The 25,267-nt window shown below is 39.5% G+C and carries 19 protein-coding genes; 13 read left to right on the forward strand and 6 right to left on the reverse strand.

From position 1 onward, the window contains the following. Positions 1–17: 17 nt before the first annotated feature. Positions 18–341 carry a hypothetical protein gene (locus JG479_RS09795; protein ID WP_024597395.1) on the forward strand — a complete coding sequence of 108 codons (324 nt, stop codon included), beginning with the start codon at positions 18–20 and terminating at the stop codon, positions 339–341. 13 nt (positions 342–354) lie between these two features. On the opposite strand, the gene JG479_RS09800 is transcribed toward JG479_RS09795, so the two are convergent. Continuing rightward, positions 355–1,377 carry a GGDEF domain-containing protein gene (locus tag JG479_RS09800; protein ID WP_234047848.1) on the reverse strand — a complete coding sequence of 341 codons (1,023 nt, stop codon included), beginning with the start codon at positions 1,375–1,377 and terminating at the stop codon, positions 355–357. Between the two features lie 266 nt (positions 1,378–1,643). Between JG479_RS09800 and JG479_RS09805 the strand changes: the two genes are divergently transcribed. Further along, a complete protein-coding gene (locus tag JG479_RS09805) occupies positions 1,644–2,180 on the forward strand; it encodes a hypothetical protein (protein ID WP_039487450.1) in 537 nt (178 codons plus the stop codon). Positions 2,181–2,240: 60 nt separating this feature from the next. Here the strand turns inward: JG479_RS09805 and JG479_RS09810 are convergent, their stop codons facing one another. Beyond that, positions 2,241–3,656, reverse strand: a complete 1,416-nt coding sequence (locus JG479_RS09810; protein ID WP_004335378.1) for an FAD-dependent oxidoreductase — start codon at positions 3,654–3,656, stop codon at positions 2,241–2,243. A gap of 9 nt (positions 3,657–3,665) precedes the next feature. Next, positions 3,666–8,123: a glutamate synthase large subunit gene (gene gltB, locus JG479_RS09815; protein ID WP_200219064.1), complete on the reverse strand. Its 4,458-nt coding sequence runs from the start codon at positions 8,121–8,123 to the stop codon at positions 3,666–3,668. Positions 8,124–8,820: 697 nt separating this feature from the next. Between gltB and JG479_RS09820 the strand changes: the two genes are divergently transcribed. The 6 genes from JG479_RS09820 to JG479_RS09845 all read left to right on the forward strand — a co-directional run bounded on the left by JG479_RS09820 (position 8,821) and on the right by JG479_RS09845 (position 16,080). Continuing rightward, positions 8,821–10,074, forward strand: a complete 1,254-nt coding sequence (locus JG479_RS09820; protein ID WP_197121627.1) for an efflux RND transporter periplasmic adaptor subunit — start codon at positions 8,821–8,823, stop codon at positions 10,072–10,074. A gap of 42 nt (positions 10,075–10,116) precedes the next feature. Then, positions 10,117–10,827: an ABC transporter ATP-binding protein gene (locus JG479_RS09825; protein WP_004335374.1), complete on the forward strand. Its 711-nt coding sequence runs from the start codon at positions 10,117–10,119 to the stop codon at positions 10,825–10,827. A 3-nt stretch (positions 10,828–10,830) separates the two neighbouring features. Next, positions 10,831–12,144 carry an ABC transporter permease gene (locus JG479_RS09830; protein ID WP_200219066.1) on the forward strand — a complete coding sequence of 438 codons (1,314 nt, stop codon included), beginning with the start codon at positions 10,831–10,833 and terminating at the stop codon, positions 12,142–12,144. A gap of 11 nt (positions 12,145–12,155) precedes the next feature. Beyond that, the gene (locus JG479_RS09835; RefSeq protein ID WP_200219069.1) at positions 12,156–13,364 is read left to right on the forward strand and encodes an ABC transporter permease; all 1,209 of its coding nucleotides are present in this window, start codon (positions 12,156–12,158) and stop codon (positions 13,362–13,364) included. A 71-nt stretch (positions 13,365–13,435) separates the two neighbouring features. Further along, positions 13,436–14,767, forward strand: coding sequence for a sigma-54-dependent transcriptional regulator (locus tag JG479_RS09840; RefSeq protein ID WP_200219071.1), 1,332 nt, complete (start codon positions 13,436–13,438; stop codon positions 14,765–14,767). Then, positions 14,767–16,080 carry a sensor histidine kinase gene (locus JG479_RS09845; protein ID WP_200219073.1) on the forward strand — a complete coding sequence of 438 codons (1,314 nt, stop codon included), beginning with the start codon at positions 14,767–14,769 and terminating at the stop codon, positions 16,078–16,080. Before JG479_RS09840 ends, JG479_RS09845 begins: the two co-directional genes overlap by 1 nt. A gap of 89 nt (positions 16,081–16,169) precedes the next feature. On the opposite strand, the gene JG479_RS09850 is transcribed toward JG479_RS09845, so the two are convergent. After that, entirely contained in the window at positions 16,170–16,508 is a 339-nt protein-coding gene (locus JG479_RS09850; protein ID WP_004335359.1) for a Grx4 family monothiol glutaredoxin, read from the reverse strand. A gap of 266 nt (positions 16,509–16,774) precedes the next feature. Between JG479_RS09850 and JG479_RS09855 the strand changes: the two genes are divergently transcribed. The 4 genes from JG479_RS09855 to JG479_RS09870 all read left to right on the forward strand — a co-directional run bounded on the left by JG479_RS09855 (position 16,775) and on the right by JG479_RS09870 (position 22,338). Next, a complete protein-coding gene (locus JG479_RS09855; protein WP_002960323.1) occupies positions 16,775–17,356 on the forward strand; it encodes a superoxide dismutase in 582 nt (193 codons plus the stop codon). A gap of 210 nt (positions 17,357–17,566) precedes the next feature. After that, positions 17,567–19,489, forward strand: coding sequence for a PrkA family serine protein kinase (locus JG479_RS09860; RefSeq protein WP_200219075.1), 1,923 nt, complete (start codon positions 17,567–17,569; stop codon positions 19,487–19,489). A gap of 31 nt (positions 19,490–19,520) precedes the next feature. Further along, a complete protein-coding gene (locus tag JG479_RS09865; protein WP_200219077.1) occupies positions 19,521–20,804 on the forward strand; it encodes a YeaH/YhbH family protein in 1,284 nt (427 codons plus the stop codon). Positions 20,805–20,823: 19 nt separating this feature from the next. Further along, complete coding sequence (locus JG479_RS09870) at positions 20,824–22,338, forward strand: SpoVR family protein (protein ID WP_200219080.1); 1,515 nt, start codon at positions 20,824–20,826, stop codon at positions 22,336–22,338. 100 nt (positions 22,339–22,438) lie between these two features. Here JG479_RS09870 and JG479_RS09875 read toward each other — a convergent pair whose 3' ends face one another. Both JG479_RS09875 and JG479_RS09880 read right to left on the reverse strand, forming a co-directional pair. Beyond that, on the reverse strand, positions 22,439–23,410 hold the full coding sequence (locus JG479_RS09875; RefSeq protein WP_024592692.1) for a sensor domain-containing diguanylate cyclase: 972 nt from the start codon (positions 23,408–23,410) through the stop codon (positions 22,439–22,441). 3 nt (positions 23,411–23,413) lie between these two features. Continuing rightward, positions 23,414–24,418, reverse strand: coding sequence for a response regulator (locus JG479_RS09880; protein WP_024590825.1), 1,005 nt, complete (start codon positions 24,416–24,418; stop codon positions 23,414–23,416). Positions 24,419–24,651: 233 nt separating this feature from the next. Here JG479_RS09880 and tpx point away from each other — a divergent pair, with 233 nt between their 5' ends. Continuing rightward, complete coding sequence (gene tpx / locus JG479_RS09885; protein ID WP_002962322.1) at positions 24,652–25,233, forward strand: thiol peroxidase; 582 nt, start codon at positions 24,652–24,654, stop codon at positions 25,231–25,233. Positions 25,234–25,267 lie beyond the last annotated feature (34 nt).

Consider the following 25,267-nt stretch of genomic DNA (forward strand, 5'->3'; position numbering starts at 1 on the left):
CTTTGAAGGATTAAATAATGCACAGTACTTTAGTTAATTTTTGTATCATTTTAAGTTGGTTTTTATTAGCGCTAAGCAGCTGTTTAATTATTTTTAGTAAATATAAGCATACTTACTTTAAACAGCGTTTACTGGGGTTTTTAAATAGCTTTTTAGTTCTTCAGATAATCGCCGTAGCCTATTACTTTACTAGCGAAAAAATAAATAACCTAAGTGACTTAGGCATCAGTTATTGGCTATTAATTACAATGCAGATTGCCTGTAATGCAATGTGTTACATGAGCGTAAAGCGCAGAAAGGCTAAAATAAAGCCATCACTTGATTCGTTTTCAATGGATTAAAGTAGATAAACTTTTAAGAAGAACACGTTCTGTTTTTACCTTGCGCTTTTGCTTTATAAAGTAGTTCATCAGCACGCTTGATATCAAGATCAATTGAGCGTTCGGCACTTGCAGAGATAACACCAATACTTAGCGTAATATTGGTACTATCTGAAAATAAGCTCACAACTGAAGCTTTAAGGGCGTTGTGGATTTTTTCTGCAACTTGCTCCCCCTGCTCAACTGTTGCATCTGGAATAACAATTAAAAACTCCTCTCCGCCCCAACGTGATGCAATCGCATTTTTTGGAATACTTTTATCAAAGGTTTTAGCTAACTGAATAAGTGCTTCATCGCCAAAATCATGGCCGAATTGATCATTAATTTTTTTAAAATTATCTACATCAGCTAATAAAATTACAAAAGGAGTATTATTATCTTTCAGCTCACTTTTAAAAGCCACAAGCTTATTCATGGTATAGCGACGGTTTGGCAGGTTGGTGAGTGGATCTATAGTTGCTAAAAATTCATTCTTTTGACTCAAAGCAATTATTTTATTGCTGTATTTTTCTCTTAAACACTCGTAGTAGCCACTCAGCGACGCGACAATCATAAAGGCAATTATTATTCTTATAGGAAACTGTTCCGGACTATAGTCATATATATTTAATGTATCAGCACAGTAAAAGCCTAAAACAATCGCTAATAAAAACAAAATTATATCAAATGTACCTCGTTTAAGTCCGCGTATTGAATAAGTAACAGGAGACACTATGAATATCCATATAGGCCCTGTTCCTTGTGCTCCCCCAGTGAGAACTAGGTAAAACATTAGTGCATAAAGGTTGTATAAAATTATAGTGCCTGACTTCTCTACTCCCCTACTTATGCTAAATGCCAATAAATAAACAAACGAAGAAACAACCAGGGTACACGCTAATAAATAACTGCTATTAATAAATGCTAAGCTAGCCATCGAAAACGTTGCTATAAACCCTATTGAAGAGAAGAATCGAACAATGAGTTTCCTTTCCGATTTGTTTGAATATTCGTACATAATTTCTATTTATTTTATTAATGTATAAAAGCCTACTTGTATGTAAAAAGTAAGCAAACCGTAAACAGCGTGCGATAATGAACCAACTTTATATTTAAATCAACTCCAAAGATTAGTTATTTAGGCTTGATAAAAGCGTATATTTTAGTCATTATTTACCTTTATCAGGGATGAATACGGTTATTGTAATGTATGATCCCATGATGTAATACGCTTTATTTAAAAAAATAAAGCCTAGGATAAAACAATAACGTTAAGGATTAAAAATGAATAAACTTGCTCTTCTTGTTCCTGCACTAATAGTACTGAGTGGCTGTAAAAGTAATGATATAACTCGCGCAGTTAAAGATGGTATTAACGGTGCTGTAAATAGTGTATCTAGCTCTAGCAACCAATCAATTAACTCTTCAAATCAAAGTGCTTATACAACGACGCAAACAAAAGTTTTAGCGTATAAAGCAACAAAAGAAGCTAGAGATTATGGCCAAATAACGTTAGCTAGTACTGCTGAAAATCCAAAAAAACAAACTCGAGTTGCTATAAATAAGTGCCTGCATCCTCGTGTAGGTGAAGTAAAATGTAAGGCTTATATGTATGAGATTAGCCCTCAAGGCTGGTTAATAGATGCGCAAAGCAACCGTATTTGGCTCGAAACAAGAACAACCCACTATGACAAGGTAGTTCCTTCTGGTAGTTACTATATGAAAGTAAGAACGGAAGGTGTCGCTAAAGAAAGCTATGCTACAGGTGATATTAATATAATACCGTTTGTTACTAACTACGTTGACATTACATTCGAATAAAACAATAAAAAAAGCAAGCCAGTTGGCTTGCTTCTTACATCACTTTATTAATACAAACAATTAAACTTTTAAGTAATCCATAATACCTTCTGCAGCATTACGTCCTTCAAAAATAGCGGTTACCACTAAATCTGAACCACGCACAATATCGCCACCAGCAAATATTTTAGGGTTCGTTGTTTGATGTGTAAATTCACCTTGTTCTGGTGCATTAATGCCGCCCCAGTGGTTTATTTCTACATCGTATTTTTCTAACCAATCCATTTTGTGAGGCTGGAAACCAAATGCCATAATAACTTGGTCAGCTTCTATCACATGCTCTGAACCAGGAACTTCTTCAGCACGACTTCTGCCATTTGCGTCAGGTTCGCCTAATTTAGTTTTAACCATTCTAACGCCAGTTACTTTACCTTTATCGTTCAATACAATGCCTTTAGGCTGAACGTTATAGGTAAATATAACGCCTTCTTCTTTGGCGTTTTTAACTTCACGTTTAGAACCAGGCATATTTTCTTTATCACGACGATAAGCACACGTTACTTTTGCAGCATTTTGACGAATAGACGTACGCACACAGTCCATCGCTGTATCACCACCACCAAGTACAACGACTTTTTGGTTAGCCATATCAATACACGGCTGCTTAGTCTCGTCATAGCCCATTACACGGTTAGTGTTACCAATCAAGAACGGGAGTGCATCGTGAACACCTGGTGCATCTTCATTTTCAAGACCTGCACGCATACTTTGATACGTACCAACTCCTAAAAATACGGCGTCGTAATCTGCTAAAATTTGATCAAGCGTAATATCAACACCTACTTCAACATTTAACTTAAACTCCACGCCCATTTCAGTGAAAATCTCACGGCGCTTTTGCATCACTTCTTTTTCAAGTTTAAAAGAAGGAATACCAAACGTGAGTAGTCCGCCAATTTCTGGGTGACGATCAAACACTACTGGTTTTACGCCGTTACGAACTAAAATATCAGCACACCCTAAACCAGCTGGGCCCGCACCAATAATAGCCACTTTTTTGTCGGTCCATGTTACATAAGACATATCAGGCTTCCAGCCCATTTTAAATGCCTCATCGGTAATATACTTCTCAATATTACCAATTGTTACAGCACCAAACTCTTCATCTAATGTACACGAGCCTTCACACAAGCGATCTTGTGGGCAAACGCGACCACACACTTCTGGTAAACTGTTTGTACGATGTGAAAGCTCAGCAGCCTCTATAATACGACCTGTGCGTATTAACTTTAACCATTGTGGAATGTAGTTATGTACTGGGCACTTCCACTCACAATACGGGTTACCACAATCTAAACAACGATCAGCTTGTGAGTTAACCTGATTCTCTGAAAAGGGTTCGTAAATTTCTACGAAAGATTTTTTACGTGACGAGATTGGTTTTTTGCGTGGGTCTACACGCTGCACGTCTATAAATTGATATACATTTTCGCTCATACTGCCCCCTTATTGCGCCTGAACACGTAGTTCGGCACTACTGCGAGCGCGATGCCCGAGTAAACTTTTTACGTCGCTTGATTTTGGTTTTACTAATTTGAACATCGGTAAGTACAGTTCAAAGTTAGCTAAAATGCTTTCTGCTCTGCACGAACCCGTAAGCTCTAAATGCTCAGCAATTAAGCCGCGTAAATGCTCTTGATGCGACGTTAATTCGTCTAGTGTTACTATTTCGACAAGCTCTGGATTAATGCGTTTTTCAAAATCATTTCGCTCATCTAAAATATAAGCAAAACCACCAGTCATGCCCGCGCCAAAGTTAACACCTACATTACCAAGTACACACACAACGCCACCGGTCATGTATTCACAACCATTGTCACCTACACCTTCAACAACCGCTTGCACACCTGAGTTACGAACTGCAAAGCGCTCACCGGCACAACCCGCTGCAAACAGTTTTCCGCCTGTAGCGCCGTACAAACATGTGTTTCCGGCAATGGTTGCTTTATGGCTTTCAAAAGATGAGCCAAGTGGTGGACGAATAACTAACTTACCGCCTGCCATGCCTTTACCTACGTAATCGTTAGCATCGCCAACCAATGTCATTTCAAGACCACCGGCATTCCACACGCCAAATGATTGACCCGCCGTACCGTGTAATTCAATTGCTACTGGGTCTGCCGCCATACCTTGATTACCGTGTTTATCAGCAATATAACCCGAAAGCATTGCACCTACAGAGCGGTCAGTATTACAAATACGACTCACAAGCGAGATACCGCTTGATGTATCAATTGCCTCTTGCGCTTTAGCTAATAAACTTTCGTTTAACTTACCTAGGTAATGCGAACTGTTAGGCGCACTACAATAAAGCGTTTCGCCAGTTGGGTTGTTCGGCTGAGCAATAACAGACGATAAATCAATTTTCTTCTGCTTTGCAGTTTTACCTTCAATTTCTTCTAATAAATCTAAACGGCCAATTAAATCAGTTAAATTTGCAACGCCTAGGCTAGCCATAATTTCACGCGCTTCTTGCGCTATAAACTTAAAGTAGTTCATCGCCATTTCTGGTAAACCGTGATAATGCTTTTGACGAAGTGTTTCGTCTTGTGTTGCAACACCGGTCGCACAGTTATTTAAGTGACAAATACGTAAGTATTTACACCCAAGGGCAACCATTGGACCAGTACCAAAGCCAAAGCTTTCAGCACCTAAAATTGCCGCTTTAATAATATCTAAACCTGTTTTTAAGCCACCATCTGTTTGCAGGCGAATGCGATGACGAAGGCCATTTTCAACTAGTGCTTGCTGTGTTTCAGCAAGTCCAAGCTCCCATGGGCTACCCGCATATTTAACAGAAGTAAGTGGGCTTGCGCCTGTACCGCCGTCGTAGCCAGAAATAGTAATTAAATCGGCATACGCTTTAGCAACACCTGTTGCAATGGTTCCCACACCTGGCTCTGAAACAAGTTTTACAGAAATAAGTGCTTTGGGGTTTACTTGTTTTAAATCGAAAATTAGCTGTGCTAAATCTTCAATTGAGTAAATATCGTGATGCGGTGGTGGCGAAATTAACGTAACACCTGGTACCGAATAACGAAGCTTAGCAATATACGGCGTTACTTTTTCACCTGGTAATTGTCCACCTTCGCCTGGTTTTGCACCTTGCGCTACTTTAATCTGAATAACGTCAGCACTGCGTAAGTAATGAGGCGTTACACCAAATCGACCTGAAGCGACTTGCTTAATACGCGAGTTTTTCTCTGTACCATAACGCAGTTTATCTTCACCGCCTTCACCCGAGTTTGAACAACCACCTAAGCGGTTCATTGCAATTGCTAGCGCCTCATGCGCTTCTGGTGATAACGCACCAATACTCATTGCTGCTGAGTCAAAACGCTTGTATAGGTTTTCTGCAGACTCTACTTCATCAATGCTTATACCTTGCTCAGGTAATTTAAGCGCTAACATATCGCGCAAAGTCGCTATTGGACGATTATTAACTAAATCAGCGTACGCACTGTAGTCTTTATAATCACCTGATCGAACCGCTTTTTGCAGGGTTTGAATAACATCTGGATTATAAGCATGATACTCACCACCGTGAACGTACTTAAATAAACCACCGTGGCTTAATAATTTACGCTTACTTAAAGCAAGTTTGTGCAAACTCTGCTGATCGTCATCAAAGTCGGTAAAGCATGCCCCTTGTATACGACTTGCAACGCCTTTAAAGCACATTTCAATAATCGCATCAGATAATCCCACCGCTTCAAACAACATTGAACAACGATAAGACGCAACCGTACTTATGCCCATTTTAGACATAATTTTGTACAAGCCTTTATTAATGGCTTTACGATAAGCAAGAGTCACTTCGCAATACGACTTATCAATAATTTTGCTGTCGCTCATCGCAACTAACGATTCATACGCCAGGTATGGATAAATTGCCGTAGCACCAAAACCTAATAGCACAGCAAATTGGTGCGCATCTCGCACGCTGCCAGTTTCAATGATAATATTTGATTCACAGCGCAAGTTGTTATCAACTAAGCGTTTTTGTACCGCACCTACAGCCATAGCTGCTGGAATTGGTAAATTTATTTCATCAAAGTTACGGTCAGTTAAAATAAGCATGATACAGCCCGCAGCTGCTTTTTCTTGTGCTTGGTCACAAATACGCTTAACCGCGTTTTCTAAACCCTCTTCAACTGTGTAGGTAATATCAATTTTACAGTAGCTGTAGTGCGCTTCATCAGCATTTAATAGCTGCTGCATGTCTGCGTACATTAAAATTGGTGTATCAAACTGTAGGCGCTTAGCGTGGCCCGTTGTTTCGTTAAATACGTTTTGCTCACTACCAATACAGGTTGCAAGCGACATTACATGGTTTTCACGTAGTGGATCGATAGGTGGATTTGTTACTTGCGCAAATTTTTGGCGGAAGTAATCATAAAGTGAACGATGCCCTTCACTAAGCACAGCAAATGGCGTGTCATCACCCATTGAGCCTGTCGCTTCTTGGCCGTTTTCACCCATTACACGAATAACGCTATCAAGCTCTTCGTTGGTATAACCAAACATTTTTTGATATTTAGCTAGCGTTTCGTCATCAAATGAGCGATTACCAGCGTCTTGCTCAGTAAGTTCTTCGAATGGAACTAAACGTTTAACATTTTCTTCAAGCCATGACTTGTAAGGATGGCGAGATTTTAAATCCTGATCGATTTCATCCGAGTGCCAGATTTTGCCAAGTTTAGTATCAATAACTAATAATTCACCTGGACCAACACGGCCTTTTTCGACCACTTCATCGGCAGTGTAATCCCAAATACCCACTTCTGATGCAAGCGTAATAAAACCATCTTGTGTAATTACATAACGTGCTGGGCGAAGTCCATTACGGTCAAGGTTACACGCCGCGAAACGACCATCCGACATAACAATACCTGCCGGGCCATCCCATGGTTCCATATGCATAGAGTTAAAGTCGTAAAATGCACGTAAATCGTCGTCCATTGCACGGTTTTTCTGCCATGCAGGCGGCACGAGCATACGCATCGCGCGGAATAAATCCATGCCGCCAGCTAAAAATAGCTCAAGCATATTATCTAGGCTTGATGAATCAGAACCGGTTTCGTTTACAAACGGCGCTGCGCTTTGTAAGTCTGGAATAAGCGGTGACGCAAACTTATAAGAACGTGCGCGTGCCCACTGGCGGTTACCTTCAATAGTATTAATTTCACCATTGTGTGCTAAATAGCGGAAAGGTTGAGCTAAAGGCCAACGCGGCTGAGTATTAGTAGAGAAGCGCTGATGGAAAACACAAATCGCACTCGTCATACGAATATCAGCTAAATCTAGGTAAAAATTAGGTAAATCCGCAGGCATCATTAAGCCTTTATAGATAGTTACCAAACCAGATAAACTTGCGATATAGAAAGCTTCATCATCAACAATGCGCTTTTCAGCGCGGCGGCGTGCTACATATAAGCGACGCTCTAAGTCTTTAGAACGCCAACCTTCTGGCGCGCTAACAAAAATTTGTTCAAAACCTGGTAATTGCTGTACAGCAATAGGACCCAACATAGATGGGTCGGTTGGTACAACACGCCAACCTAAAATATTTAGCGTTTCTTTTTCTAATTCTTCGCTAAGTATTTGTTTTGCAGCTTGTGCTAAAACAGGGTCTGAATTTAAAAATATCATACCCACTGCGTAGTTTTTGCCTAAGTGCCAATTATGTTCACTGGCAATTGCACGGAAAAAGCTATCTGGTTTTTGTAATAATAAACCACAGCCATCACCTGTTTTACCATCGGCAGATATACCGCCACGGTGCTGCATGCGATCAAGCCCCGTAATAGCAGTACGAATAAGCCTATGACTAGCTTGACCATTAACTTGGGCTATTAAGCCAAAGCCACAATTTTCTTTTTCTAACTTTGAGTCGTATAACATAGACCCCTCCCCTTGCTGCACTGTTAGCGTGGATGAACTGCTCGACGATTTGCTAACAGACGGACAAAACTAGCCTCTATCTTAAATAGAGTCAATAGCACTTTGAATACATATTCACATTCTTGAATATTTCTCACTTCATAGCAAGATTTCTTTTTATCATTATTTTTAACATTTAGCGTTATTTTAACCACTATTTTTTCATGACACTGGTGTCAAGTTTAACATATTGTAAAAACACAAGCGTTAAAAGCCGCAGCTTACGTAAACGTAAAGACGAGCCAAAGTGAATAAGTATTCAACGCATGAAGGGCTATTCAGTTAACATTTAGATAGTTTTATGCTATTTCATTACTTTAATGGCTTAACATCCCCGATTATTGCTGCTCATTAGTATAGTTATGAAAGTTCATGTCCTTTTTTGTACATTAATAGTGAATTTTTATTTAAAGCGGTGTCCGATGCGGACATAAAAACTGTCCGCGGACATCATTTTCAAGAACAAAAAATAAAAAGCACTTTAATATCAATGTGATAATAGTTGGCATATTAATCGTATAACTTTACGTATAATCGCTAATTGGAATTACCATGTTTACTCTAAGCTTATTTTTGCTCTCTCCTATTGCCGCCATTTGCACAGCAGCTTTATTACTGCTGTGCGAAAAATACATAAAAGCAATGTAGGGGGAATTAAATGATTAAAGATACCAGCGCACAAGACGTACAAGTAAAGGCACCTATAAGCTATAAAAAATACGCGATAATCACTGCGGTTATTTTCATTGCAGCCTCTACAATTGCTTATATTTTTTTAACGAGTCATAGCGCTAAAAGCTCTATTAGCCGCTCAAAAGTACAGGTTGCCAAAGTACACGTTAAAGCGCTCATTCGAGATATTGCCGCCAGTGGTAAAATTGTTGCTGCCAATGCTCCTAAAATCTACAGTCCAGAACGTGGATTTATAGATTTAAAAGTAAAGGCCGGCGATACAGTAAAGCAAGGCGATACACTTGCCCTGCTGCAAAGCCCTGAGTTAACTAACGAATTAAAGCAACAGGAGTCTGTACTTAAAAGACTACAAGGCGAGCAGCAAAGGCAGCATTTGCAAGCAAGACGCCAAACACTCACTTTAAATAAAACACTCGATATGGCACAAGTTGAGCTTAACGCCGCTGAGCGCGAAAATCGTCGCGCGCAGTTATCAATTCAAAAGCACTTAATTAGCCAAATTGATCTTGAAAAAGCAGTTGATGATTTATCACGTGCAAAGCTCTCATATAAACATGCACAACAAGAGGTACTGCTTGCCAAAGACACGCTCGCCTTTGAACTACAAGCTGCTAAAAGTGATGTGACCCGCCAACAACTTATTGTTGATGACTTAATCAGAAAAGTAAGCAACCTATCTATTAAGGCTACCGTTACTGGGATCGTGGGTAACCTACTTGTGCAACAAAAAGCCGCAGTGACGCAAAGCCAACCTCTTATGACTCTCGTCGACTTAAGTAATTTCGAAGCGGAACTTCAAGTACCTGAAAGTTACGCCAATGAATTAGGACTCGGTATGGAAGTAGAGCTTAAGTTAGGCAATGAAACAGTGATGGGGAATTTATCCGCCATATCCCCAGAAGTTAATAATCGTGAAGTAACAGCACGCGTCCGATTTAAAGGTGTTACTAACAACATTCGTCAAAACCAACGCTTAACTGCACGTATTTTACTCGACAACCGAGAAGGTGTAATGCAGGTAAAACGCGGCGCTTTTATGCAGCAAGGAGGAATTTTTGCTTATAAGGTAGAAGGCAATATTGCAAAGCGCATACCTATTACAATAGGCGCCACCAGCATTAATGCGGTTGAGCTTTTGAGCGGACTAAAAGAAAACGATGAAATTATTATTTCAAGCTACAGCGACTTTAAGCAAGCCGATACGATTTTATTAAATTAAACAGACGTTCTCAACCAACACTAAAAACAATTAGGAACAACCATGTTACAAATGAACAATGTAAGTAAAGTATACCAAACAGAAATGGTACAGACCCATGCGCTTCGAGACTTTAACCTGCAAGTAAACGAAGGCGAATTTATTGCTGTTACCGGTCCTAGCGGCTCAGGAAAAACAACCTTTTTAAATATTGCAGGTATGCTCGAGCCTTTTAACGAAGGTGAGTACCTGTTAGATGGCGTTAATGTTGGCAGCCTAAACGATAACCAACGTGCTGATTTACGTAATCAAAAAATTGGCTTTATATTCCAAGGCTTTAATTTGATCCCTGATTTAAATTTATATGAAAACATAGAAGTTCCCCTTCGCTACAGAGGGATTAAAGCAAATGAGCGAAAACGTCGAATTGAGCAATGCCTTGAACAAGTTGGTTTAGCATCTCGCGCTAAACACTTACCTCAACAACTCTCTGGTGGCCAGCAACAACGTGTGGCAATAGCTCGTGCGCTTGCTGGTGAACCTCGTTTTTTACTTGCCGATGAACCAACAGGTAACCTTGACAGCTTAATGGCGCGCCAAGTTATGGAGTTACTTGAACAAATCAATCGCGACGGTGCCACTATTGTAATGGTAACGCATGATAGTGAATTAGCCCGCCGTGCTCCGCGTAATATTCAAGTAGTTGATGGGCAACTTGCCGACTTTACACTTTATCAAGGCGCGCAAACTATAAAAACAGCATCGGGGGTTTAACTAATGTTTATTCATTATTTAGATTTAAGTTGGCGCAGCTTCAAGCGCACCCCACTGGTTAGCTTTTTAATGGTACTTGCCATTGCGATAGGTATAGGCATAACAATGACCAGCCTTAGTGTTTATCACATGATGTCGGCCGATCCTATCCCAGAAAAAAGCAGCCAACTTTACAGTGTGCAATTACAAACAATGGACGATGGTAGTACGTGGTGGACAGAAGATAACATGCCACTGCAACTGACCTATCAAGATGCTGAGAACTTATTAAACGCACCCACGCCAGAGAAAAAAGTGGCTATGATGCGTACCGGCTTTTCAGTTTATCTAGACTCCGACAAAATAAAACCTTTTATAGGTAATGCTCGCATGACAATGCCTGACTTTTTTAGCATGTTTAATTTGTCATTTTTATACGGGGGGGCTTGGAGCAAAGAGCAAGAAGACTCTGCCGCACCTGTCGTTGTTATTACCCAAGAGATAAACGATAAACTATTTGCAGGAAAAAACTCTGTCGGAGAACTGATTTACTTAGATGATACAAGCTATCAAGTAGTTGGTGTTATTAACCATTGGCCTCTCAATATTAAATATTATGATTTAAATAACGGTGCATTTAATCAAGTAGAAGAGTTATTTATGCCCTTTAGCTTAATAAAGGCAAAAGAGCTCGTAAGTTGGGGCAATAGCAATGGATGGAAACACGAAAACACACCAACCTTTGCAGATAAACTGCAATCTGAGCAAGTATGGATCCAGTTTTGGGCAGAGCTAAATACGCTTGAACAAAAACAAGCCTATCAAAATTACTTATTAGCCTACATGCAAGAACAACAAAAACGTGGTCGATTTAATCGTAAAGAACTTGAGTATAAACTTCGCGATGTAAACCAATGGATGCAATACAACAACGTCGTCACCGAAGACAATAAAATTTTAGTGGGCCTGAGCTTTATGTTCTTAGGTGTCTGCTTAGCCAATATTTTAGGTTTACTTTTAGCTAAGTTTTTACGCAGAGCGCCAGAAGTAGGTGTAAGACGCGCATTAGGTGCTAGTAAAAGGCAAATATTTTTACAGCACTTAGTTGAGGTCGCCATGCTTGGCTTTATAGGTGGCATGCTAGGAATTGTACTAGCACAACTTGGTTTAATGGGCGTAGGGCAAAGCTACGACTACTATGAAAACTTAGCGACAATGGATTTAACCATGCTATTGAGCGCCCCATTGATTGCAATTACAACCTGCATTTTAGCTGGTTTGTACCCAGCTTGGTTAGTGTGTAAAACCAATCCTGCTATTTATCTTAAGAGCCAATAAGGAATGTCACAATGTTAGAAATAAAACCTATATTTAACGCCTTATGCCGCTCAAAGGTGGGCGCTGTATTACTACTAATTCAAATTGCAATTACCACAGCTATAGTCAGTAATGCTGCATTTATTATTCAAGATAGAATTAGCTATTTAAACCAAGAAACGGGCTACCCTGAGCAAGATATATTTAAGTTTAATGTAATGACCTTTGGTACTGATATTAACTTAAGCCAGCAGTTTGAGCTTGATGAAAGCATGCTTAGAAAAATGCCAGGCGTAGTTGATGCCGCATTAAGCAGTAGTATTCCGCTATCAGGGGGTGGCAGCGCTTCGAGCTTTAATTTAAAACCTGCTCCACAAGAAGGCCTAAGTGTCAGGACCGCTTATTTTTTTATAGATGACCACGCAATTAATACCTACGGCGTTAACTTAATTGCAGGGCGAAACTTTACCGAAGATGAAGTGCTTGTAACAAATGAAATTACGCAAGAGCGCACCAATGTCACTATAGTCACTAAAGCCTTACTTGATGAGCTCTACCCTGATGGAGATGGTTTAGGAAAGATAGTTTATTTTGGTGACCTACCACTTAAAGTTATTGGCGTGATCGGAAAAATGAAAGGCCCGTGGCTCAAAGACAGTAAACCCGATAATCTTGCGTTTATTCCTTATATTAAAGCAGCAAGTTATGCACAAGTTGCCGTTCGTACTAAGCCTGGTCAGCGAGCAGCTGTGATGAAAGAAATAGAAAATGCTATGCTCGAAAATTACAGCAAACGCGTTATTAACAACATTAAAGGGCTTGATGAATTAAAAAATGAGTATACCGCTCAAGATCGCCTTATGATGCGCATGCTCATAGTATTAATCACTATTTTAGTGCTTATAACCGCTCTCGGTATTTTTGGCTTAACCTTATTTAATATTAGCAAACGTACTAAGCAAATTGGTACACGCAGAGCACTTGGCGCAAGAAAGTCAGCTATTGTTAGCTACTTTTTAGTAGAAAATGCATTAATTTGTAGCCTAGGTTTAGCCTTAGGTGTAGTAACAGCAATACTGCTTGGGAAAATGTTAATGCAGTATTTTTCTGTAGCTGCACTACCGCCAAGTTATATAGCCGTTACCGCCATTGCCGTATTTTTAATGAGCTTACTTGCGGTATTAGCGCCGGCTAAACGCGCTGCTAATATTTCGCCCAGTATCGCAACTCGCACTATTTAATAATATGTAAATCACTATGCTACACTGCTTAGTAAGGCAGTGTAGCCATTAAAAAATTATAAAAATAACCTATGACTCATAAAATACTCATTGTTGATGATAACCAAGCAGTACTCGACGCACTTTCATTGTTGCTCGAGATCCACGACTTTTCGGTAGTCACTGCAACAAATCCATTTGATGCTCTGCAAATAGTTCGCTATCAGCGAATTGAGCTTGTAATTCAAGACATGAACTTTACCAGTGACACCACCTCTGGCGAAGAAGGTAAAGCGTTGTTTTATGAACTACGAGAAATAAACCCACACCTACCTATTATACTTATTACAGCCTGGACCGAACTTGCCACCGCCATTGAGCTTGTAAAAGCCGGTGCTGCTGATTACTTACCAAAACCCTGGGATGATGCAAAACTACTAGTTTGTATCGGTAACTTAATAGAACTAGGCAGTGCTAAAAAAATAGTTGCGACACATAATCGCCATCAACAAGAACGTGAAGGTACATTTAAAAATGCAGACCTTGCTGGGCTAATATTTAAAAGTCCTGCGATGGAACGACTGGTTACTATGGCGCTTCAAGTGGCTAAATCTGATATATCTGCATTAATAACAGGCCCTAATGGGAGTGGCAAAGAGTGTATTGCGCATATTATTCAAAAAAACTCCCCACTTGTATCGCAACCTTTTATTAAGGTAAACGCCGGTGCACTACCGCAAGAACTTATAGAGGCCGAACTTTTTGGCGCTGAAGCCGGTGCATATACGGGGATAACCAAACAACGTATTGGTCGATTTGAAGCAGCTGATGGCGGTACGTTATTTTTAGATGAAATTGGTAATTTACCACTTTCAGGACAAATAAAATTACTACGCGTACTACAAACCGGCGAGTTTGAACGTTTAGGCTCAACACAAACACGAAAGGTAAATGTGCGGGTTATATCGGCCACTAACGAAAACTTACTACAAGCAATACAACAAGGTCGATTTAGGGAAGACTTATATTATCGCCTTAATGTAATTGAGCTCAATGTGCCTGCCCTAAGCGAAAGACAAGATGATGTTTTAGCACTTATTAGCCATTTTTTACCTCACCGAGAGCTGACTATAAACACAGAGCAAGCGCTTCAACACTACAAATGGCCTGGTAACGTTAGAGAGCTAGAAAACGCTTGTAAGCGTGTCGCGGTACTAAAACCTACAGGTGCGCTTACAGTCGATGACTTTGTACTTTCGTCACCGGTTACTGCTCAACAAGAAGCAAAAGCAGAGCCGACCAAACAGGAAATAGAACACGCAATGCGCGCTCATCAAGGTGTTATAGCCAAAGTGGCCCGTGAATTTGGTTTAAGCCGACAAGCACTTTACAGGCGGTTACAAAAAATGGGTATTGATTATTAATGCCAAACATTATTAGCAACTTTACCCTAAGCCAAAAGATTGTATTAATTTGCGGGCTTTGTAGCGCGCTGCCTGTTGTTATTATTGCCGCGCTAAGTGGTTTTGATATGTACTACACTCTGTTTTTAATATTACTAACGCTTGCATTTAGCACCTTGCTTTCAAGAGCTCTCACCAAACCAATAAAGCTTGGCATGCAATCGCTTGAAACCGGATTACTTAATTTTAAAGATGGTGAGCTCTCCAGCTTACTAGCGTATAAAAGTAATGATGAACTTGGAAAACTATGCCTACTTTATAATCAAACCGCTAAACAGCTTCGCCAAGAAAAACAATGGATTTACCAGCGCGAGTTAATGCTTGATAAAGTATTGCAAAGCTCGCCGCAAGCGTTATTACTGGTCAATGATAATAATACGGTGGTATTTAGTAATTTAATTAGCCGTAGTTTATTTAATAGCGCAACTCGCCTTGAAGGTATGCAGCTAAGTAAATTACTCGAAAATTCGCCTCTGCAATTAGTAGCAGCTTTAGAGCACGGTATTGATGGCCTCTTTAATATAGAAATAGAGAATCAAGACTCGCAAACTTGGCATTTAGCCACCGGGGAGTTTTTACTCAATAACCAAAAGCATCATTTATATATATTTAAACAATTAACCCGTGAGCTTAGTCGCCAAGAAGTTGCCGTGTGGAAAAAGGTAATACGCATTATCAGCCACGAATTGAATAATTCACTCGGCCCTATGTCATCCATGTTACATAGCGCACAATTGCTCGCAAATAAAGTTGATGAGCCTCGCCTTGCCCGTGTATTTGCAACTATTGATGAGCGAATTAGTCATTTAACTGAATTTGTACAAGGCTATGGCAAGTTTGCTAAATTACCTCAGCCACAAAAAACGCGGATTAACTGGCAAAACACACTCGATAATTTAAAAAACCACTGGCTATTTAGCTACGAAATAAAAAATTCACACAATGAATTACAAGCTGATCAAACACAACTCGAGCAGCTGCTGATAAACTTATTAAAAAATTCACACGAGTCAGGCTCCAACGCCAGTGAAATACATATTCAGGTCGAGTTTGTACCCCAAGCATGTGTTATAAATGTAAGCGACTGCGGCAAAGGAATGAGCGAGCAAGTAATGGCAAATGCTTTAGTGCCCTTTTATTCTACAAAAAGTACGGGGAGTGGTTTAGGGTTAGCCTTATGCAGAGAAATAGCAGAAGCGCACCAAGGGCATATAAGTTTACATAACAAAATAGAGGGCGGCTTAAACGTACAAGTGAGCCTTCCTTATTCATAAATTCACACAAATTAAAAACAACAAAGCCACTTAAAAAGTGGCTTTGTGTTTAAAGAGCTTAATAACCTGAGTTCAGGTTGAGTAATAAATTACTCTGCGTCAGCTTCTTTGTATTTAGCAGCAGTTTCTGTAATTAACGGCTGTAATTCACCGCGTTGAAACATTTCGATAATAATGTCACAACCACCAACTAATTCGCCATCTACCCAAAGTTGTGGGAATGTTGGCCAATTTGCGTATGCTGGAAGCTCAGCACGAATGTCTGGATTAAGTAAAATATCAACGTATGCAAATGGTTCACCACATGACATTAACGCTTGCGATGCTTGTGAAGAAAAACCACAATTTGGTAATTTTGGTGACCCTTTCATGAAAAGGATTATTGGATTTTCTGAAATTTGCTGTTTAATTTTATCAATGGTTTCCATCTACAACCTCAAAGTAACGATAGCTAAATATATTTAGGTCTTGAAAATAACTCATCGTGACCACAAATATATAACTTAAAATGGGCAAATAAAGCCGCAATTGAAATAGTCTTTCGCAATAGCATTGCTGTTTGCTTAAACTTGAGTAAAATACTCAACAATTATAGTAACACTATATTACCGCTTGGTATAGGTAACTGCTCTGTTTCAACAGGCATTACGTATTACCAAATGGACTATCAACCAAAGAAGATGGAGATAAAAAAATGGCATTTGAACTACCGTCACTACCATATGCAATCGACGCACTTGAGCCACATATTTCAAAAGAAACGCTAGAGTTTCACCATGGCAAACACCACAACACTTACGTGGTTAAGCTTAATGGTTTAATTCCTGGTACTGAGTTTGAAAACAAATCTCTAGAAGAGATCGTATGTTCATCAGAAGGCGGCGTATTTAACAACGCAGCACAAATCTGGAACCATACTTTTTACTGGAACAGCTTATCTCCAAACGGCGGCGGCGAGCCTACTGGCGCAGTTGCTGATGCAATCAACGCTAAATGGGGTTCTTTTGATGCGTTTAAAGATGCATTAAATGACAAAGCAGTAAATAACTTTGGTTCAAGCTGGACGTGGTTAGTTAAGCTTGCTGATGGTTCACTAGACATCGTTAATACATCTAACGCTGCTACACCATTAACTGATGATGGCGTTACTCCAATCCTGACAGTGGATTTATGGGAACACGCTTACTACATCGATTACCGTAACGTTCGTCCAGATTACCTTAAAGGTTTTTGGTCGCTTGTTAACTGGGAATTCGCGAACGCTAACTTCGCTTAATTAGCCTTTAAACGCTAATGTAAAAAAGACGCTTAGGCGTCTTTTTTTGTTTCTTGTTTATCACACCTAAGCGCCTCATCATTTAATAAAACGCTTTTAGTAACATGATCTTTTTTCACTTAAATTTTTAATTTTATTGCACAAAAATACACATTCGTGACTAGACTTTAAAAGGTAAGCACCTTTTTACAGCGGGTTTCGGAGGTTATTATGACGATTTTTGAGCATTACCAAGCACGATACGAAGCGGCACAGGAAGAAGAATACAGTATCGCTGAATTTCTTGAGATTTGTAAAACCGATAAGTCTGCCTACGCCAGCGCACCAGAACGCCTACTCATGGCAATTGGCGAACCACACATGGTAGATACCGCAACGGATGCACGACTAAGTCGATTATTTTCAAATAGAGTAGTTGCGCGCTACCCTGCCTTTGCTGATTTTTATGGTATGGAAGACGCCATTGAGCAAATAGTCTCTTATTTAAAACATGCGGCTCAGGGGCTAGAAGAATGCAAACAAGTGCTTTATTTACTTGGACCTGTTGGTGGGGGTAAATCATCCATTGCTGAAAAACTAAAGTATTTAATGCAACAAGTGCCTATTTATTCAATTAAAGGGTCTCCTGTAAACGACCACCCCCTCTCCTTGTTTGATCCTATCGAAGATGCAGACGTACTCAGCAAAGAGTACGGTATTAAACCGCGCTACTTAAAAACCATTATGTCGCCTTGGGCTGGCAAACGCTTAAAAGAGTTCAATGGTGATATTAGCCAGTTTAGAGTGGTTAAACGCTACCCTTCTATTTTAAACCAAATAGGCATTGCCAAAACCGAACCAGGAGATGAAAACAACCAAGATATTTCAGCACTGGTTGGTAAGGTCGATATTCGCCAGCTTGAGCACTTTGCCCAAAACGATCCTGATGCATACGCCTACTCTGGCTCTTTATGTTTAGCTAACCAAGGGCTGATGGAATTTGTAGAAATGTTTAAAGCGCCTATTAAAGTGCTGCATCCTTTACTTACCGCAACCCAAGAAGGTAACTATAACGGCACAGAAGGCATTAGTGCCCTGCCCTTTAATGGCATGATCCTCGCTCACTCGAATGAGTCTGAGTGGCAAACCTTTAAAAACAATAAAAACAACGAAGCATTTTTAGACCGTGTTTATATTGTAAAAGTCCCTTATTGCTTACGTGTAACTGAAGAAATTAAAATTTACGACAAATTACTTGAGCACAGCGAGCTATACAACGTGCCATGTGCACCGGGTACACTTAAAACATTGGCGCAATTTACGACGCTATCACGTTTAAAAGAGCCAGAAAATTCAAGTATCTATTCTAAAATGCGGGTATACGATGGCGAGACCCTAAAAGACACCGACCCTAAAGCAAAATCGTATCAAGAGTATCGTGATTACGCAGGTGTTGATGAAGGTATGACGGGGCTCTCTACCCGCTTTGCGTTTAAAATTTTGTCCCGAGTGTTTAACTTTGATACCACTGAAGTTGCTGCAAATCCGGTGCATTTGTTCTATGTGCTTGAGCAACAGATAGAACGCGAGCAATTTTCAAGTGAAATAGAAGAGCGTTATTTAAGCTTTTTAAAAGGCTATTTAATTCCACAATATGTCGAGTTTATAGGTAAAGAACTGCAAACCGCTTATCTAGAATCGTACTCAGAATACGGACAAAATATTTTTGACCGTTATGTTATTTATGCAGATTTTTGGATACAAGACCAAGAATATCGCGACCCCGATACAGGACAGCTATTTGACCGCGCAGCGCTAAACGCTGAACTTGAAAAAATAGAAAAGCCAGCGGGTATTTCTAATCCTAAAGATTTTCGTAATGAAATAGTGAACTTTGTACTGCGTGCCCGTGCACACAACAACGGTAAAAACCCACTATGGACAAGCTACGAAAAACTACGCACGGTGATTGAGAAAAAAATGTTCTCTAATACCGAAGATTTACTCCCTGTTATTTCGTTTAATACTAAAACGTCTGCAGAGGATCAGCAAAAGCACGAAGACTTTGTGAACCGTATGGTCGAAAAAGGCTATACACAAAAACAAGTTCGCTTGCTTTCTGAGTGGTATTTACGGGTTAGAAAATCGCAATAACCTTCATAGTCGTAGTATATAGGAGGTCAATATGGCGCATTTTATAGATAGGCGTTTAAACGGAAAAAATAAAAGTACGCTTAATCGCCAGCGCTTTATTAGGCGCTATAAAAAACAAATTAAAGAAGCGGTTTCAGATGCGATTAACAAACGCAGCGTTACCGATTCAAGCTCTGGTGAGAGTATTTCTATTCCACAACGCGATATCAGCGAACCTACATTTCATCAAGGGCAAGGCGGGAATAGAGAACAAATTCACCCTGGTAACGATCAGTTTTCTACAGGTGATAAAATTGAGCGCCCTAAAGGCGGACAAGGCGGTGGTGCCGGTGAAGGTGACGCCAGCGATTCGGGCGAGGGACAAGATGAGTTTGTATTTTCAATATCAAAAGATGAATACCTTGATTTACTGTTTGAAGATCTAGAACTTCCTAACTTACAAGAAAACCAACTTGATAAGTTAGTGCAAATGAAAACCCATCGCGCAGGATTTTGTAGCGACGGCATGCCAAGTAATATTGACATTGTCCGCTCTCTTCAAGGCTCGCTTGCGCGCCGTGTGGCAATGAGTGCAGGTAAAAAACGCCGTTTAAAAGAGCTCGAAGAACAACTTGCTCTGCTGCTTGCTGGACCACATAGCGATAAAGCAGCAATTACTTTATTACAAAAAGAAATTGCAGCATTAAAAGTGCAAATTAAGTCGGTTCCGTTTATTGATAACTACGATTTACGTTTTCGTAATTACGAAAAGCGCCCTCACCTCACCAGCAAAGCGGTGATGTTTTGTATTATGGATGTGTCAGGCTCAATGGATCAGCCAACAAAAGACATGGCAAAGCGTTTTTATATTTTGCTCTATCAATTTTTAACGCGAAGTTATAAAGACATAGAAGTTGTTTATATTCGCCACCACACACAAGCTAAAGAAGTAGACGAACAAGAGTTTTTTTACTCCCAAGAAACTGGCGGTACTATTGTTTCAAGCGCTCTTAAATTAATGAACGAAATCATAAAAGAGCGTTATCACGCAAATGAGTGGAATGTATACGCCGCACAAGCCTCTGATGGCGATAACTGGGCGGACGACACCCCGCAGTGTGGTGAAATATTACGTAATAAGCTCTTAAGCGCAGTACGCTATTTTGCTTATATTGAAATAACCACTCGTGCTCATCAAAGCCTATGGCGCGAATATGAATCTATAACACACAGCCATAATAATTTCGCCATACAGCATATTCAAAGCGTTGAAGATATTTACCCAATTTTTAGGGAGCTATTTAAAAAAGGTCGTCAACAGCAAAACTCTGCATAGCCAAAAGCGAGGTAGCATTATGAATGATAAACGATTGAGTGATGGCCCAGATTGGACCTTTGATTTATTAGATGAGTACCAAGGTGAAATTGCCCGTGTTGCAGCTCAATACAGGTTAGACACCTACCCTAATCAAATTGAAGTGATAACCGCAGAGCAAATGATGGATGCTTATTCAAGCGTTGGTATGCCTATTGGCTACAGTCATTGGTCTTACGGTAAGAAATTTATCCAAACAGAGCAAAATTATAAGCGCGGACAAATGGGTCTCGCGTACGAAATAGTGATAAATTCAGACCCTTGTATTGCGTATTTAATGGAAGAAAACACCCTGCCTATGCAAGCGCTTGTAATGGCACATGCATGTTACGGACATAACTCATTTTTTAAAGGTAATTACTTATTTAAAACCTGGACCGATGCAGGTTCAATTATTGATTACTTGGTATTTGCTAAAAACTACATAAGCCGCTGTGAAGAAAAGCACGGTATTACACAAGTAGAAGCCCTACTCGACTCATGTCATGCATTAATGAATTACGGGGTCGATCGCTACAAACGTCCACAACAAATATCGCTATTTGAAGAGCAAAAACGCCAACAAGAGCGCGAAGACTACCTTCAATCGCAAGTAAACGAATTATGGCGGACTATTCCTGAGCAACAGCAAGAAACCAAAAAGAAAGTCCGCCATTTCCCTTCTGAACCTCAAGAAAATATTTTGTATTTTATTGAAAAAAATGCCCCATTACTCGATTCTTGGCAACGTGAAGTGATACGTATTGTACGTAAAATTTCGCAATACTTTTACCCACAAAAACAAACTCAAGTAATGAACGAAGGTTGGGCAACTTTTTGGCACTACACCATCCTTAATCACTTATATGATGAGGGAAAGCTCACCGACTCTTTCATGTTAGAGTTTTTACAAAGCCACACCAACGTAGTTTATCAGCCACCTTATAACAGTAAGTATTATTCAGGCATTAACCCATATGCTTTAGGCTTTAATATGATGGTTGATATTCGCAGAATATGTGAACACCCAACTGAAGAAGATAAACGCTGGTTTCCTGAATATGCAGGTAGTAACTGGCTAGATACACTGCATTTTGCAATGGAAAACTTTAAGGATGAGAGTTTTATTAGCCAGTTTTTATCGCCTAAGTTAATTCGTGATTTTAAATTATTTACTATTATTGACCATACTAATAATCCCCATCTAGAAATTGGCGCAATACATAACGACAACGGCTATAAGGCAGTGAGAGAAGCACTCTCTGCGCAGTACAATTTAAGTAATCATGAGCCTAACATTCAAGTGTATGATGTTGATATTAGAGGTGACCGTTCATTAACCCTACGCTATGTACCTCATAACAATATTCCTTTAGCAAACTCGCACGAGGAAGTGCTTAAGCATCTTTACAGATTATGGGGCTTTAAAGTAAAACTAGAACAAGAGTCAAATTCTGGTGAGGTTTCAATGATTGGTCAATGCCCAATAGATGACTCTCGACACACAACACAATAATGAAGAGCAATACAATTTTCATACTGATTGGGTTTGCTCAGCAGATTGTAAAAAAACACGGTATTATTTAACTCTAAATTCTGGATATAAAAAATGACGCTTAAGCGTCATTTTTTATATCTTCGTAGGCTATTACTTTATTTCGCCCTGTATTTTTAGACTGGTACAGTGCTTTATCTGCAGCCTCTATCCAGCGCTCATGATTTTTAAAATCATTACTGCTACCAGCCAGCCCTATACTTACCGTCATTGTTATTTCAAAGTGTTTATACTTAACAGGGTTAGTTTCAATCAAAACCCTTAAACGCTCAGCAAATACAAAAGCGCCTTCTTTGTCTGTATCAAGTAATGTTACTGCAAACTCTTCACCGCCATAACGCCCTGCAACATCAGTCTCGCGCAGCGTCGTACGTAGTAAGTTAGATAAATGACGAAGCGATTCATCACCACAGCTATGGCCATATTCATCATTTATTTTTTTAAAGTGGTCAATATCAAACATTAATAATGTACTACAGCCACCACTTCGCTTAACTCTTAAAAACTCTTGGCGTAGCGTACCTTCCCAATGTCCACGGTTTGCAAGCTGCGTTAAGCTATCTGTTTGACTTACTTGTTCTAATTTTTTGTTTAACTCTTCAAGCTCTTTTTTATTTACCGCGACATCTGTTACATCATACAAAATAATACAAATATGGCTAACTTCGCCCATCGTATTTGTAAGAGGGATAAATGTCGCATTTTGATACATGTAATCAGCTTTACCAGTAATAGGTCGATAATTTTTAAACCTAAAAATGTATGGCTGCTGCTCCCAAATCGTAAAAGAGCGGTTTTTTAAAACAAAAACCGACTCAGATTTACTTCTAAACCATTTTTCGTCTATTGCAGGAAATAAATCAAATAGATCTTTATCTTTTACTGCGCTTGGTAGAAGCCCTGAATGGTTTTCCATAAAACCATTCCATACACACACCTTATAATCCCTATCGAGTACCACAAGGCCTACATCAACGGTATTAAACATATCCATTAACCAATGGATCTCATTCATTTCTAAATCAGCGGCCATAACTTAATCTTCTAATAGGTAAGCAACTTTGTATTTCAAAGTTTTAAGTGAATCTTCAGTAAATAACAGCATGAGGTCGCAATTTATATCATGGTTTTCAATACCGTAACTAATCTCTATTGCAAGGGTACGTTGCCAACGTGACTTGTTTGATTTAACCAGCTCAGACACATCTCTGTGTTGGCCAAGTACTATGGGGTGCCCTTGACTAAATGACATATCGAGCTGTTTTGAAAGACCCGTTAAAATAGCGCCTATCAAAATATTACTAATATCCATAAGCAGCTCAAGTTCAACTTTATCGTTTAACTCGCCGTCATAGTTCATCAAAGAAGCTATTTCTTTAAAGCTTGAATCATTTAAAAGTAATAGCGCCTCGCCCGAAATACCACCGCCAATAAAGCCCTGGCACACACCCGATGTAGCTGCGTTATTATCTATAGACTGCAGCGCCATATCGAGTTCATTAACTTCCAAAATATTCACATTAGGAATTGGTAACTCTACAAATACATTAAGAAGACGTGCAAGTAAATCCCCAGCCTGCCCCATAGCAACATTAGTTAGCTCTTGGTATATATCCCGAACATCAGGGTCGACTTGCTCTCCTAGCGAATGAGAGAGACGCTCACGCATGGCTTTATCTTTAATCCCATGGTGTTCAATTATGCTGGCTAGTTTTTCGGGGGAGCATGGTTTTTGAATAAAATCGATAGCACCAAGCTCAAGCACTCTTTGGTGTGCACTTGGTTGTATATCACCAGAGACAACAACAGTGAGAATATTAAGCCCCTGTTCTTTCATAGCGATTAATACTTCATAACCGTCCATTTCTGGCATGTTTAAATCGAGAAAAAGTATCTCTGGTTCAATTAACTTTATTTGCTTTATACAATCAACGCCGTCAAGTGCAAATTCAACTTTAATGTCCCAATCTTCAGGTAATGAGCGAGCCAACTGACGTCTAGCTAATTTCGAGTCATCACATATTAATACCGATGTTGACATATTATCTCTCTGTTTCTAAACCAGTAATGAGCATTAAAATCATTTTATGATGGTTTTTATTTTTATTATTGAAGATATCTTTTGTAACTTCATGTTAATCAAAGTTTAGCATAGTTACAATTTTTATATTTCAGAGCTAATACCCACTCTATTAAGCAGGTTTAATCACTTGGTAACTAAAGCCCAGTATAATACACTGACGCCCATTGCGTTAATTTAAAAGGAAATACCTTATGTTACGTTCACTTGCCTTTGCTTTGAGTGCATTTTGTTCTGTGGCTATTGCAGCCGACTATCCAGAAAACACACTTGATGCAGGAAAAGTATCCGCACAAGGCAAACCAGTCACTTTATTAGGTCAAGGTATCTCAATTGGAGATAGTGCGCCAAACTTTAAAGTTGTTGATGACAACTTTATTCCAGTGACACTTGAGGATTATAAAGGCCAAGCTGTATTAATAAGTGTAGTACCCAGCCTAGATACCGGCATTTGTAGCCTGCAAACTAAGCACTTTAATGAAAAAGTAGCCTCACAATTCCCAAGTGTAGTTATGCTAACAATTAGTGCTGATTTACCATTTGCTCAAAAGCGTTTTTGCAAAGCTGAAAATATCGATAAAATCACTACGTTATCAGATTCTGTTTGGCGTGATTTTGGTCAGAAATACGGATTGATTATTAAAGATATGGGCTTACTAACGCGAACAGTCTTTATTTTAGATGAAAGCCATAACGTCATTTATAAACAGTTAGTTAGTAGCCTTTCAACTGAACCAGAATACAACAGCGTAATTGAAAAACTTAAAACATTGTAAAGTCCATTAAGTAGCACTAATTAAGCAATGCTAA

It is taken from the genome of Pseudoalteromonas sp. LC2018020214 (assembly GCF_016598755.1).
Lineage (GTDB): Bacteria > Pseudomonadota > Gammaproteobacteria > Enterobacterales > Alteromonadaceae > Pseudoalteromonas > Pseudoalteromonas distincta.

What these genes read in the sequence shown, in the direction of transcription:
- JG479_RS09850 (WP_004335359.1), bottom strand. Translation starts at nt 16,508, where the DNA reads ATGGAAACCATTGATAAAATTAAACAGCAAATTTCAGAAAATCCAATA.
- gltB (WP_200219064.1), bottom strand. Translation starts at nt 8,123, where the DNA reads ATGTTATACGACTCAAAGTTAGAAAAAGAAAATTGTGGCTTTGGCTTA.
- JG479_RS09795 (WP_024597395.1), top strand. Translation starts at nt 18, where the DNA reads ATGCACAGTACTTTAGTTAATTTTTGTATCATTTTAAGTTGGTTTTTA.
- JG479_RS09830 (WP_200219066.1), top strand. Translation starts at nt 10,831, where the DNA reads ATGTTTATTCATTATTTAGATTTAAGTTGGCGCAGCTTCAAGCGCACC.
- JG479_RS09865 (WP_200219077.1), top strand. Translation starts at nt 19,521, where the DNA reads ATGGCGCATTTTATAGATAGGCGTTTAAACGGAAAAAATAAAAGTACG.
- JG479_RS09875 (WP_024592692.1), bottom strand. Translation starts at nt 23,410, where the DNA reads ATGGCCGCTGATTTAGAAATGAATGAGATCCATTGGTTAATGGATATG.
- JG479_RS09860 (WP_200219075.1), top strand. Translation starts at nt 17,567, where the DNA reads ATGACGATTTTTGAGCATTACCAAGCACGATACGAAGCGGCACAGGAA.
- JG479_RS09835 (WP_200219069.1), top strand. Translation starts at nt 12,156, where the DNA reads ATGTTAGAAATAAAACCTATATTTAACGCCTTATGCCGCTCAAAGGTG.
- JG479_RS09840 (WP_200219071.1), top strand. Translation starts at nt 13,436, where the DNA reads ATGACTCATAAAATACTCATTGTTGATGATAACCAAGCAGTACTCGAC.
- JG479_RS09825 (WP_004335374.1), top strand. Translation starts at nt 10,117, where the DNA reads ATGTTACAAATGAACAATGTAAGTAAAGTATACCAAACAGAAATGGTA.
- JG479_RS09805 (WP_039487450.1), top strand. Translation starts at nt 1,644, where the DNA reads ATGAATAAACTTGCTCTTCTTGTTCCTGCACTAATAGTACTGAGTGGC.
- tpx (WP_002962322.1), top strand. Translation starts at nt 24,652, where the DNA reads ATGTTACGTTCACTTGCCTTTGCTTTGAGTGCATTTTGTTCTGTGGCT.
- JG479_RS09820 (WP_197121627.1), top strand. Translation starts at nt 8,821, where the DNA reads ATGATTAAAGATACCAGCGCACAAGACGTACAAGTAAAGGCACCTATA.
- JG479_RS09870 (WP_200219080.1), top strand. Translation starts at nt 20,824, where the DNA reads ATGAATGATAAACGATTGAGTGATGGCCCAGATTGGACCTTTGATTTA.
- JG479_RS09845 (WP_200219073.1), top strand. Translation starts at nt 14,767, where the DNA reads ATGCCAAACATTATTAGCAACTTTACCCTAAGCCAAAAGATTGTATTA.
- JG479_RS09800 (WP_234047848.1), bottom strand. Translation starts at nt 1,377, where the DNA reads ATGTACGAATATTCAAACAAATCGGAAAGGAAACTCATTGTTCGATTC.
- JG479_RS09810 (WP_004335378.1), bottom strand. Translation starts at nt 3,656, where the DNA reads ATGAGCGAAAATGTATATCAATTTATAGACGTGCAGCGTGTAGACCCA.
- JG479_RS09855 (WP_002960323.1), top strand. Translation starts at nt 16,775, where the DNA reads ATGGCATTTGAACTACCGTCACTACCATATGCAATCGACGCACTTGAG.
- JG479_RS09880 (WP_024590825.1), bottom strand. Translation starts at nt 24,418, where the DNA reads ATGTCAACATCGGTATTAATATGTGATGACTCGAAATTAGCTAGACGT.